The organism is Anaeromyxobacter oryzisoli (assembly GCF_022690765.1).
In the GTDB taxonomy this organism is placed as follows: Bacteria; Myxococcota; Myxococcia; order Myxococcales; family Anaeromyxobacteraceae; genus Anaeromyxobacter; species Anaeromyxobacter oryzisoli.
This window is the reverse complement of the sequence record NZ_JALCZA010000113.1, coordinates 1-11,726: the sequence shown is the minus strand read 5'-3', so window position 1 is coordinate 11,726 and position 11,726 is coordinate 1. Positions and strand designations below refer to the sequence as shown.

At 75.3% G+C, this 11,726-nt stretch carries 7 protein-coding genes and 2 pseudogenes; 4 read left to right on the top strand and 5 right to left on the bottom strand.

The window, feature by feature from the left end; translation table 11 throughout:
* Together MNZ27_RS21625 and MNZ27_RS21620 are read right to left on the bottom strand one after the other, a co-directional pair.
* A pseudogene (locus MNZ27_RS21625) lies at nucleotides 1-1,935 on the bottom strand (hypothetical protein); the annotation flags it as partial.
* A 251-nt stretch (nucleotides 1,936-2,186) separates the two neighbouring features.
* Entirely contained in the window at nucleotides 2,187-5,399 is a 3,213-nt protein-coding gene (locus MNZ27_RS21620) for an MXAN_5808 family serine peptidase (RefSeq protein WP_242396159.1), read from the bottom strand.
* A 310-nt stretch (nucleotides 5,400-5,709) separates the two neighbouring features.
* Here MNZ27_RS21620 and MNZ27_RS21615 point away from each other — a divergent pair, with 310 nt between their 5' ends.
* The 3 genes from MNZ27_RS21615 to MNZ27_RS21605 all read left to right on the top strand — a co-directional run bounded on the left by MNZ27_RS21615 (nucleotide 5,710) and on the right by MNZ27_RS21605 (nucleotide 8,315).
* Nucleotides 5,710-7,074 (top strand): glutamate--cysteine ligase, encoded by a 1,365-nt coding sequence (locus tag MNZ27_RS21615; protein WP_242396158.1) that lies wholly within the window; start codon nucleotides 5,710-5,712, stop codon nucleotides 7,072-7,074.
* A gap of 104 nt (nucleotides 7,075-7,178) precedes the next feature.
* Nucleotides 7,179-7,616 (top strand): type II RES/Xre toxin-antitoxin system antitoxin, encoded by a 438-nt coding sequence (gene parS, locus MNZ27_RS21610; RefSeq protein ID WP_242396157.1) that lies wholly within the window; start codon nucleotides 7,179-7,181, stop codon nucleotides 7,614-7,616.
* 219 nt (nucleotides 7,617-7,835) lie between these two features.
* On the top strand, nucleotides 7,836-8,315 hold the full coding sequence (locus MNZ27_RS21605; RefSeq protein WP_242396156.1) for an RES family NAD+ phosphorylase: 480 nt from the start codon (nucleotides 7,836-7,838) through the stop codon (nucleotides 8,313-8,315).
* A gap of 30 nt (nucleotides 8,316-8,345) precedes the next feature.
* Here MNZ27_RS21605 and MNZ27_RS21600 read toward each other — a convergent pair whose 3' ends face one another.
* Complete coding sequence (locus MNZ27_RS21600; protein WP_242396155.1) at nucleotides 8,346-9,293, bottom strand: hypothetical protein; 948 nt, start codon at nucleotides 9,291-9,293, stop codon at nucleotides 8,346-8,348.
* Nucleotides 9,294-9,509: 216 nt separating this feature from the next.
* Here MNZ27_RS21600 and MNZ27_RS21595 point away from each other — a divergent pair, with 216 nt between their 5' ends.
* On the top strand, nucleotides 9,510-10,409 hold the full coding sequence (locus MNZ27_RS21595) for a transposase (RefSeq protein WP_242396154.1): 900 nt from the start codon (nucleotides 9,510-9,512) through the stop codon (nucleotides 10,407-10,409).
* 278 nt (nucleotides 10,410-10,687) lie between these two features.
* Here MNZ27_RS21595 and MNZ27_RS21590 read toward each other — a convergent pair whose 3' ends face one another.
* Nucleotides 10,688-11,425 (bottom strand): SH3 domain-containing protein, encoded by a 738-nt coding sequence (locus MNZ27_RS21590; protein ID WP_242396153.1) that lies wholly within the window; start codon nucleotides 11,423-11,425, stop codon nucleotides 10,688-10,690.
* A pseudogene (locus MNZ27_RS21585) lies at nucleotides 11,422-11,726 on the bottom strand (hypothetical protein); the annotation flags it as partial. The gene MNZ27_RS21590 and the pseudogene MNZ27_RS21585, both read right to left, overlap by 4 nt.

Below are 11,726 nucleotides of genomic sequence, written 5' to 3'. Positions count from 1 at the left end.
GCCCGCCTCGGCGAGGCGCGCGGCGCGGGCGGCCGGCGCGCCGGGGAGCGGCGTCAGCCGGTCGAGGACGGCGGCGAGCGCCGCGGGGCGGCCCACCTCGCGGAGGACGGCCGCGAGCCGCTCCAGGACCTCGGGATCGTCCGGGGCGACGGCGGCGGCGGCCTCGAGGTGGGCGAGGGCCGTGGCGCGGTCGCCGAGCCGGCGCTCCGCCACCGCGGCGAGCGCGAGGCGGGTCCGGACCACGAGCGCCGGGGCGTCCGGGGCGCAGGGATCGACGGAGGCGAGCACCGCGGCGTGGTGATCCGCCGCCTCCGCCCACTGCCCGGCGGCCTCCGCGGCGGCGGCGGCGCGGGCGTGGATCGCCGGGGTGGGGGCGAGCTCGGCGGCGTCGCGGTAGCGGAGCAGCGCGTTCTCGGCGTGGGCGAGGGGGCCGGCCCACTGGTCGCCCGCCTCGACCGCGGCGGCCGCCGCGGCGGCGCGATCGCCGCGCGCGAGGTGCACCGCGCGGAGGCGATCGAGGGCGCGGACGGCGCGGAGGGGCTCGCCGGCGGCGGCGCAGGCGCGGGCGAGGGCGGCGAGCGCGGCCGGATCCTCCGGGGCGAGGCGGAGGGCCTGGTCCAGGTGCAGGCGCGCGGCGGCGGGATCCGAGCCGAGGAGCAGCTCGCCGAGCTCGGCGTGGGCGCGGGCCTTGCCGGCGCGATCCGGATCGTAGGCGATGAGGCGGCGGTCCGCGCGGAGCAGCGCCTCACGGTCGCCGCCGGCGGCGGCGAGGTCGCGCAGGGCGCGGAGGGCCGGGACGTGATCGCGCCGGACGGCCAGGGCGACCTCCACGGCGCGGAGCGCGTCCTCGCGCGCGGCGCCGGGGAGCCCGAACACCGCCTCCGTCGCGGCGAGCGCGGAGAACGCCTCGCCCTGCTTCGCGGCGCTCTCGGCCAGGGTGGCGAGCGGCGCGGCGGCGCGGGCGGCCTCGCCGCGGGCGAGCCGGACGGCCGCCTCCGCGAGGAGCGCGGGCGCGAACCCGGGGCGGCGGCCGAGCCAGTCGGCGGCGAGGTCGAGCGCCTCCTCGTGGAACGCCTCGTCGAGGGCGAGCAGCGAGAGGAGCCGCTCGGCGGCGAACGGGTGGACGGTGGCGGCGGCCCCCGCGGCGAGGAGCGCCTCCCGCGCGCCGGCGGGATCGCCGCGGGCGAGGGCGTCCTCCGCGGCGGCGAAGGTCCGGGCCCCCTCGTCGGCGGCGAGCAGGTCGGGGTCGGCGGAGATCGCGGCGGGGGCGGCGCCGCTCCCGTCCCAGGCGAGCCGGGCGACGCCGCCCGCGATCTCGGCCCGGGCGAGCCGGACGGCGCCGAGGCGCGGGAGCTTCCAGCCGCGCGGCGCGAGGATCCGCCGGAGCGCCGCCGCGAGGGCGTCGTCGGGCAGCGCCGCGTCGCCGAGCCCGGCGAGCGCCCTCCGCGCGAGGTGTGGCAGCGCCGCGGCGGGGAACGGCGCCGGTCCGTACAGGCGCGGCGCGAAGAAGACGAGGCGCACCCCGCGATCGCCGGCGGGGAGGAGCCCGGCCCGCAGCGTGAACGGGGGACCGGCGGCGACCCGGCCGGCGAGCTCCGCGGAGCCCTCCCGGAAGGCGACCTTCACGTCGGCGAGGCCGGCCTCGGCGAGCGGCGCGGCGGCCAAGGCGGCCTCGACGAGCGCGGGCGTCGCGGCGAGGCGGAGCTCGGCGAGATCGGAGAGCCGGTGGCGGAACTGGGCGGCGCCCCGGCCGGCGTCGAACGGGAAGCGGACGTCCGGGAGCCGCAGGGTCAGGACATCCACGGCGAGGCCGGGGACGATCGGCTGCTCCGCGAGCCGGACGGCCGCGCCGCCCCGCTCGAGCCGCAGCTCGAAGCCGGTCCCGCTCCGCGCTCCCTCGGCAGGGGCGGAGGCGGTATCTCTCACCTCCGCCATTCGGCGCGAATTCTACCGGACCATCCGGGGGTTCGCGAATCGGCGCCGGGGGATTCCCGCGCCGCCGGCGAGGTGGGAGGCGGGCGCACCGGAGCGGACGGCGACCTGCCGCGCCCCCCCCGGGCGGGCGATGCAGAACGCCTCGGCTCCCGACCGAGAGAAGTTTGAAAACTACTCTCGGTCAGGCCCCGGGTCAGGCCCCGGCCCCGGGGCCCCGACCAGCGGCCGGGGCGGCGGGTTGCCGCGGCGGCCTACCGCGTCACGGCCGACTGCGTGGCCCCGCCCTTCCGGGCGTCCTGCGCGACCTCCGCCGGCGCCCGGCGGTAGACCACCAGGCTCCGCCGCGTCTGGAAGTCCTCGTCCTCGCGCGCGAAGATCGTGACCACGTTGTTCCCGGGCTGGAGCGGCAGCTCCGTGCTGAACTCCATCCGCGGCGTGGTGGCGTTCTCCTGCTGCACTTTGAAGAACACCTTCTGCTCGTTCACGAACACGAACACGTCGCGGAGCCTGGCGCCCGGATCGGCGCTCGCCGGGACCACGGCGGAGCCGGTGAGCTTGAGGGTCGCCGCGTCCACCACCGGCGCGCCCTTCACCGGATCCGGCGAGAGCGCGATGCGGGGCGGCTCGCGCTGCCACACCTCCGCGACGGCGCCCGCGCGGGCGCCGGCCGCGGCCTTCACGTCGGCGTCCGCCGCGAAGGCGAACCGCCCCTTGTGCCACTCGACCCGGTAGAAGTCCCCGATCCGCGCGTCCATCGGCAGCACCGCGCCGCGCTTCGCCACCGCGATCACCGGCGACGACGGGCTCGCCCCGGCGCGGAGCAGCGCCTCGGGGGCCTCGACGCGGACCGCGCCATGCGCCGCGCTCCGGGCCGGCTCGTCCTTCGCGACGGCCAGGTCGAGCTTCTCCTGCACGAACTCGTCGGCCTTCTCGTCCGTGATCGCGACCCGCACCGGGAGCGTGTCGCTCCGCGAGCCGCGCCGGAGCTCGACCTCCATGGTGGCCGACTTCACCTCGCCCGGCTTGAGCGCGCCGATCACGTCGCGCCCCTTCTTGATGAAGAGCTTCTCGTCGCCGAGGTTCTTGAGCGAGACGTAGGTCTTCTCGCTCGCGGCGCCGGGGCCGGCGTTCTTCACGTCCACGCGGAGCAGGAACGTCTCGCCCCGCTGCGGGAGGCCGTCGCCGTTGCCGCCCTGCTGGTCGTCGAGCTGGACCGAGAAGGCGAAGACGGGCTTCGGGACCTCGGTCACCGCCACCGCGCTCGTCACGTCCGGCGGCGCCTTGCCGGCCTGGTCGGCGAAGTGGAACACGACCTCGTCGCGGCGCGTGTCCATCCCCTTCGGCAGCTTCACCGGGACCGTCCAGCTCCGCCGCTCGCCGGGGCGGATCGTCCCGAAGACGAACTCGCGCCGGTCGAGGAGCAGGTTCTTGTCGGCGGTGGTCCACGCGCGCAGCCGCCGGAACGGGCCATCGCCGCGGTTCTCCACCGTCACCGTCCACGGCATCGTCTCCCCGGCGCGGATCTCCCGGGTCGCCGCGGGCGTCACCGTCACGACCGCACGCGGGGTGCCGTGCGAGGGCCCCTCGGCCCAGTCCACCCCGAGCTCCTTCAGCCGCCTCTCGACGCGCCGCCCCTCGTCCTGCTTGCGCTCGGCGACGAAGGACTTCGCCGCCTCGAGGAGCCTCGACCGCTTCGCGAAGGGCGCGCGGCGGATGAGGTCGCGGGCGAACCGGATCTGGTAGTCGGCCACGAACTCGTCGGGGTTCGCGTCGCTCTGCTCGTCCTCGATCTGCTCGGGGGTGAGCTGCTCGTCGTCGCCGTGCGGAGAGACCGCGGCGGCGTCCTTCTTGAGCTGCTTCGCGACCGCGTCCTCCTTCTCGTCGAGGAGGTACCGGAGCTCGAACGGGGAGGGGGGCGGCTTCGGGCGCTGCTTCTCCGCCGTGACCGCCGCGCCGGGCTCGCCCTTCGAGGTGGGGTTCGAGAAGTGGTGGTCCAGGTCCGCCTCGCCCATCGACCGCAGGGGCGCGAACAGGTTCACCTGCTCCTTCAGGATCCGGCCGGGGAAGAGCGCGACGTCCGGGGTGATGCCGACCTCCTGGATGGAGACGTCACCCGGAGTGAGGTACTGCGCGATGGTCAGCTTGAGGGCCGCCTCCTCGGAGGGCTTCGCCGGGTCCGAGAAGTCGTAGAGCACCTGCACCGAGCCCTTGCCGAAGGTCTGACGGCCGACCACGAGGGCGCGGTCGTTGTTCTTGAGGGCGCCCGCCACGATCTCGCTCGCCGACGCCGACGACCCGTTCACGAGGACGACGAGCGGCAGGGTGGTCATGTCGGACGGGTCGGAGGTCGCCTCCTTCACCTCGTGGATCTGCTGCTTGTCGCCCTCGCCGACGGTCTTCACGATGACGCCGTCGGAGAGGAAGAGGTCGGAGACCTGGATCGCCTGGTCGAGGAGCCCGCCGGGGTTGCCGCGCAGGTCGAGGACCAGCCCCTCGAGCTTCCCGCCCGCCTGGGCCTTCTCCGCCTGGATCGCCGCCAGCAGGTCGCGGGTCGAGTTGGCCGAGAACTGCGAGAGTCGGACGTAGCCGACGTTGCCCTCGAGGAGCTGCGCCGTCGGGACCGTCTCGACGTTGATCACCTCGCGGGTGAGGTGGAGGCGGCGGGCCTCGGTGGGGCCGTGCTGGACGGTGATCGCGACCTTGCTGGCGGGGCGGCCGCGGAGCCGGTCCACGGCGTCCTGGAGGTCCATGTTGATGGTGGACTGCTCCTCGATCTTGGTGATGACGTCCTTCGCCTTGATCCCGGCGCGCTGCGCGGGCGTGTTCTTCAGCACCTTCACGACGGTGAGGTTCCCGTCGCGCATCGCGATGACGAACCCGAGGCCGCCGAACTCGCCGCGGGTCTGGAGCTTCATCTCCTTGAAGAACTTGGGCTCGAGCAGGATCGAGTGCGGGTCAAGGGTCGAGAGCATGCCGTTCACCGCGGCGTACTCGATCTCGCGCAGGTCCTTGTGGGCGACGAGGTGCTCCTGGATGAAGCCCATGGCCTCGCCGAGGACCGTCCGGATCTCCCAGATCGTCTTCACCCCGGAGATGTCGAGCTCGCGCGACGCGGAGCCCACCGTGAGGGTGAGCTTCTGGGACTTCGCGTCGCCCTGCACCATCACCTCGGCGACCGTCTTCTCGACCGCCTCGAGCGAGGCCACCAGCATCGCCTTCGGGTCGAAGCGGGAGGGATCGACGTAGTTGTCCTTCACCTGGAGGATCACCCGCGAGAAGATCGGGAGCCGGTCCAGCTGGTACTCGCCGTTCTGGGTCGAGCGGGCCGAGAGCGGGGCGGCGCCGCGGTACGCGACGGCGGTCGGCGCGGCCTGGGGCTCGGCGCGGACGAGGCGGGCGGTGACGCCGAGCGCGAGCGCGAGCGTCGCCGCCAGGGTGGCGAACAGCCGGAAGGGGCGGATCATGGGGCGCCTGGGCGGGAGGGATGGGTCAGGCAAGCGGAAACCTGCGTAACGTCGGAGGATAGGGTGGGCCCGAGGGGCATGCAAGGAGAACGGCCCCGGCCGCGGCCTCGTCCCCGGGCGCCGCGGCCTCGTCAGGCCTCGTCCCGGTGAAACGTCCGGCGGCGGTGGCTCTTCCCATCGCGGCCCGGGCCGGGTTCGCACCTGCCGCCTTCGCCCACATCGGGCGCCCGGCCCGGGGCCTCCCGGCCCGGCCGGCGGGCGGCTCGACGGGGTAGCGCCGCCGGGGGTCGGCCGCTAGATTCCCGGCGCGATGTCGCTCGACTCCCGGATCCACGAGAGCCCGCCCGTGCGGAGCGCGGACGAGCTCGCGCGCTGGTTCGCGGAGCGCGAGCGCCCCCGCGACGCCTGGAAGGTCGGGCTCGAGCACGAGAAGCTCGCGGTGCGCGCCGGCACCACCGCGCCCGTCGCCTACGAGGGCGAGGCGGGGATCGCGGCGCTGCTCCGCGCCTTCTCGCGGTACGGCTACGAGCCGTTCGAGGAGGAGGGGCGCGTCATCGCCGCCCAGAAGTCCGGCCTCACCGTGTCCATCGAGCCGGGCGGGCAGCTCGAGCTCTCCGGCCGCCCCTTCGCCGACGTGCACGTGGTCGCCGCCGAGCTCGAGCGCCACCTCGCGAAGTGCCACGCGCTCGCGGAGGCGCTCGGCCTCGAGTTCCTCGCGGCGGGCTACCGGCCCTGGGGCACCCCCGCCACGGCCCCGTGGATGCCGAAGAACCGCTACCGGGTGATGCGGCCGTTCCTCGCGGCCCGCGGGCGGCTCGCGCCCGACATGATGGCGATGACCGCCTCCGCCCAGGCGTCCTTCGACTTCTCGTCCCCGCGCGACATGGGCGAGAAGCTCCGGGTGGCGCTCGCGATCCAGCCGGCGGTGACCGCGCTGTTCGCGAACTCGCCGATCGTGAACGGTCGCGAGGCGGGCTGGAAGAGCTACCGGGTCGCGGTGTGGGAGGAGGTCGATCCCGCGCGCCAGGGGCTGCTCGCGTTCGCGTTCGAGCCCGGGTTCCTGGACGACCCGTACCGGCGCTACGTCGAGTGGGCCCTCGACGTGCCGATGATCTTCCTGCGCCGCCGGGGCGCCTACCTCGAGACGGGCGGGCGGACGTTCCGCGCGTTCCTCGAAAGCGGCCTCGACGGCGAGCGGCCGACGCTCGCGGACTGGGAGGATCACCTCACCACGCTCTTCCCCGAGGTCCGGGTGAAGGGCGTCGTGGAGGTGCGGGCCGCCGACGCGTGCGACGCGGAGATGACGAACGCGCTCATCGCGTTCTGGAAGGGCATCCTCTACGACCGCGAGGCGCGCGCCTCGGCGTGGGAGGCGGTGAAGGGGCTCGCGCTCGCCGACCGCCGCGCCGCGATGATCGCCGCGGGGCGGGAGGGGCTCGCCGGGCGGCTCGCCGACGGGCGGACCCTCGGGGAGCTCGCGAGGGCGCTGCTCGAGGCCTCCGCGCTCGGCCTCTGCCGGCAGCACTGCTGCGGCCAGCGCGGCGAGGACGAGCGCTCCTGGCTGGCGCCGCTCCAGGAGCGGGCCGCCTCCGGCCGGTCGCCCGCGGACGACGCGCTCGACGCCTTCCGGCGCGGCGGCGACCGGGCGCTCGCGGCGCGGCTGCGGGTCGCGTGAGGGGATCGCCGCGGCGACGGTGGCCCGTCGCGCCGAGCGGTCGTTGCGCTGCCGGGTGGCACGGACTATGGTGCCAGTTGGCAGCGTGCCGGGAAAGGGGAGCCGTGTCCGAGACGGAGCGCGTCGTCGCGATCCTGGGGGGTGGCCAGGCGCTGGGGCGGTCGGCCCCGAAGACCGAGTTCGACCTCATCGCGCTCGTCCGGAAGGGCATGCCGTACCGGGCGCTCGCCAACGCGAAGGCCGCCCTCGACGTGTCGAGCGAGGACCTGTCGCACTTCCTTCGCCTGAAGAAGCGCACCCTCGCGCGCCGCCGCGGCGAGCAGCGGCTGTCGCCGGACGAGTCCGAGCGCCTGGTGCGCCTCGCGCGGGTCGCCGCGCGCGCGGAGGAGGTCCTCGGCGACCGGGCCGCCTCGCTGCGCTGGATCCGCAAGCCGAACCGGGCGCTGGGGAGCGTGGCCCCGCTCGAGCTGCTCGACACCGATCTCGGCCTCGACGCGGTGATGAACGTCCTCGGGCGGATCGAGCAGGGGGTGTTCAGCTGATGGCTCGCCGCCGCCCCACCCCGGAGTGGCGTCGTGATGGCGACACCCACTCGCATTGAGCTGCTGCGGCGCACGCTGCCTGCCTGCGCGGGGCAGACTCCTCCCTGCGCTGCTCGACGTGCCAACAGGCACGCCTGCGCTGCTCGGTCGTCGTGTTCCCCCGCTCGGCGACGGCATCGTGTGCCTCGCGACGCTCAACGCAAGCGGGTGGCGCCATAAATGCCGCTCGTCGCGTGGCGGATCACGACGAGCGCGGATCCGGGCCGCGCGTTCGACGGCGAGGGCGCCCGCCTGTACGGCGGGCGCTGGAACCGACCGGGGACGCGGATCGTGTACGCGGCCGAGCACCTGTCGCTCGCCGCCCTCGAGCTGTTCGTCCACCTCGATCCAGAGGACGCGCCTCGCGTCCTTCATCGCTTCCGGGTCGAGCTGCCCGACGACGCGATCGAGCGGCTCCCCCGGGATCGCCTCCCGCCGTCGTGGCGTGACTACCCGGCTCCGGGCGCGACCGCGGCGCTCGGCACCGAGTGGGCGCGCCGCGGTGAGGCGCTGGCGCTGCTCGTGCCCTCGGCGGTCGTGTCGGAGGAGCACAACGTCCTGCTGAACCCGGCGCACCCCCGGTTCCGGAAGCTCGCGCGCGAGCCCGCCGAGCCGTTCTCGCTCGACCCGCGGATGTGGAAGAGGCGCCCGGGCCAGTAGGGAGGGGGGAGCGGGGCCGCTGCGCCCCGATCACATCGCCCCGAGGACCCACCCCTCCTCGTGCAGCACGGCCGGATCGGCGGGCGGCGCGGCGAACAGCGCGGCCAGGTCGCCGCGCGCGTCCAGCACGGCGAACCGGCGGGCGGCGGCCTCGACCTGGAGCCTGTCGTGGACGATCTCCGTGGCGCGATCGCGGACGTGGAACAGCGACGGGTAGATCTCCGCGAGCACGACCCGCGCCTGCTCGCGGGGCGGGAGCCGCGCGCCGGTCTCGAACGGCCAGATCCGCGCGTCCGAGATCGCGGCGCGCAGCTCCCGGACGCGGGGGATCCCGACGAGCGCCTGGCCCCCCACGGAGTTCCCCCCGCCGTACACGAACCACGGCGAAGAGCGAGCCCGCGCGCGGTCGTCGGCGAGGCGCCGGGCCGGGAGCTCCGGCCCGCTGCTCGTCCGCAGGGGGAAGCAGAAGAAGCCGATCCGCCTCGCCGGGAGCGTGCGCGCGATCTCCGGGGCGACGCGCCGGGGCCGGCCATAGAACGGGCCGAATCCCCCCGACGCGGCGGCGTTGAGCGCCGCGGCCACCGCGAACCGGTTGTTGCGGTTGTCGGGGCCATCCGCGATCTCCGCCGCGAGCCGTGCCCAGACGACGCGCCACGCGTCGGGCGACGGCCCCGCGTGCCCGAGCGCGGCGGCGAAGCCGCGGGGAAACCCGAACGGGAAGTCGAAGCCGACCAGCGCTCGGCGATCCCCGAGCCGATCGGAGAGCACGGCGCGGGCGTGAGCCACGAGCGCGCCCCGCGTCTCGCAGTTCCCGCTCTCGAGGCGCGCCGAGCGATCGACCCACTCCAGCAGCGCCCACCACACGCTGTCCGCGCCGGTGTTCGGGGCGCAGCTCGCGCTCCAGTCCACCATCAGGTAGGCGTCGAAGGCGGGCTTCGCTCGCGGAGCCAGCGCGAGGGCGGGGCGCTCCGTCGTCACGGGTACACGCGGTCGCCGGCGGGGCATCCGCCCGAGGCTGCGTACGGCTCCCGCGCGTCCGCTCACGGCCACACCGTGGATCTAAGCCAGGGCCCCGGGCCTGACCGAGAGAAGTTTCCGCGGACCATCCGTCCGCCGCGCGGACGGTCGGCTCCGCCCAATCCCGGTACTTTCGCCCATTCCTCCTCGGCACGCCAGTTGCCCTGAGCCTCGGGCATGACCGCGCCCAGGCAACTTTTCGAGGGCACCACCTATCTCGTGACGCGCCGCTGCTCGGAACGCCGCTTCTTCCTCCGGCCATCGAGGAATACCGACGACATCTTCCGGTACGTCCTCGCCATCGCCGCGAACCGGTACGAGATCCAGGTGCACGCGTTTTGCGTGCTCTCGACCCACTTCCACCTGGTCGTGACCGACCCGCACGCCCGGCTCCCCGAGTTCCACCGCTACCTCGACGGCCTGGTCGCGCGGGCGATGAACTTCTCCCTTGGCCGGTGGGACGGCTTCTGGGAGCGAGACACCTACAGCGCCGTCCGGCTCGAGACCGACGACACGGTGATCGAGAAGATGGTCTACGTCCTCGCGAACCCCGTCGCCGCCGGCCTCGTCCGACGCGGCCGGGAGTGGCCAGGGCTCTGGTCCGACCCGGCCCTGATCGGCGGGGAGCCCATCATCGCGAAGAAGCCCGCGGGGTTCTTCCGCAAGATGGGCCGCATGCCGGACTCGGTGAGCCTGCAGCTCAACAGGCCTCCGGGGTTCGAGTCGGACGCCGCCTTCCCCGAGCGGCTGGGCAAGGAACTGCGCGACGCCGAGGACCGCGCCGCGGCGGAGCTCGAACGTGAAGGCCGCTCCTTCCTCGGCGCAGCCCGCGTCCTCGCCCAGAAGCCCTACGCGCGCCCCGCTTCCGGCGAGCCGCGGCGGGGACTCAATCCTCGCGTCGCGTGCCGGGCCAAGTGGAAACGCATCGAGGCGCTCCAGCGGCTCAAGGAGTTCGGATGGGCCTACCGGAAGGCGCTCGAGTCGTGGAGGGCGGGCGTGCGCGACGTTCTCTTTCCCCCCGGCACGTGGCTCATGCGCGTCCAGCACGCAGCACTATGCGGCGGGACATGCGGATAGCCGCACCCTGTCGGTCAACCAAGACAAGACTGAACGGCTCTCCCGGTGAGACGCCGAGGCTCGCGCACGCGGCCACGCCGGCTTCGGTGCGTCGTGTACGTCGTTCGGCATCTCGTCGTGCCTCTCCGCGGCATTCGTCGTACCTCGCCGGGGAGATTCGCCTCGATAACCCGACCTCGGACTTCGGCCCTGACCCTCGTTCTGCGCTCCCCTCCATTTCCTTCCGCGTACTACTCTCGGTCGGGCCGCGCTACTCTCGGTCGGGCCGCGGGGGATCATCAGATGACCTCGAGGTCGCCGGTCCGCATCCAGCCCTCGAGCCCGTTCTCGAGGCGGATCCGGGCGGCCTCGCCGCGGACCTCGAGCACCTGGACGCGGGTCCCCTCGTGCAGCTCGAACGCGGGGCGGAGGGCCTCCTCGGGCCCCTCGCGGACGGGGGTCGCGGCGGAGACGACGACGGCGGCGGGCGTCCGGGCGTCGGCGACCTTGCGGGCGAGGAGGGCGCCCGAGGCCACCGTGGCGCACGCGGCGACGACCGCTCCGGCGGCGAGGGCGCCCCGCGCGCGGGCGGGAGCGCGCCGGCGGACGGCGAGGGCGAGCCAGAGCGCGGCCCACGCGATCGCGAACAGGGCCGCGGCGGCGCCGTCCCCGATCCGCGCCGCGACGCGGGCCGGCAAGGAGCTGCCGGATGCGCCGACCACCCGGTCCACGTCGTCGGCGCGCGCGAGGGCGAGGTTGGCCCGCGCGTCCGCGTCGCCCGGATCGGCGCGGAGCGCCCGCTCGTAGCTGGCGGCGGCGAGGCCGCGCCGGCCGAGCCGCATGCGGGCGTTCCCGAGGTCGAGGTGCAGGTCGGCGCCGTCGTAGCCGTCGGCGACGAGCGCCTCGTACCCGGCGGCGGCCGCCGCGAAGTCGCCGGCGAGGTACGCCGCGTTGGCGGCCTGGAAGCGCGCGTCGGCGCCGCCGGGCGCCGGGGCGGCCGCGACCCCGAGGGCGAAGGCGAGGGCGAGCACGGTCACGACGCCTCCTCCGCGCCCTCGCTCCAGTCCGCCTCCTCGAGGAGCGCCACGGCGCGCTCGGCGAGGCCGACCACCTGCTCGGCGCCGCCGCGACCGCCGTACCGCGCCGTGTCGCACGCCTCGAGGGCGGCGAGCAGCGCGCGCGTCGCGGGCGGGTGCGCTCCGGCCCGGGCCAGCGCCGCCGCGAGCGCGTCGCGGGTGAGGCCGGTGACGGGACGTCCGAGCCGGTCCGCCGCGTAGGTGGAGAGGGCGCGCTCCACCTCGCCGAGGATCTCCGGCGCCGGCGCGCGGCCGACCTCCC

Excerpts from the sequence above, each read along its gene's own strand:
- MNZ27_RS21620 (WP_242396159.1), bottom strand. The coding sequence starts at position 5,399 with ATGATCCGCCCCTTCCGGCTGTTCGCCACCCTGGCGGCGACGCTCGCG.
- MNZ27_RS21615 (WP_242396158.1), top strand. The coding sequence starts at position 5,710 with ATGTCGCTCGACTCCCGGATCCACGAGAGCCCGCCCGTGCGGAGCGCG.
- MNZ27_RS21605 (WP_242396156.1), top strand. The coding sequence starts at position 7,836 with ATGCCGCTCGTCGCGTGGCGGATCACGACGAGCGCGGATCCGGGCCGC.
- MNZ27_RS21595 (WP_242396154.1), top strand. The coding sequence starts at position 9,510 with ATGACCGCGCCCAGGCAACTTTTCGAGGGCACCACCTATCTCGTGACG.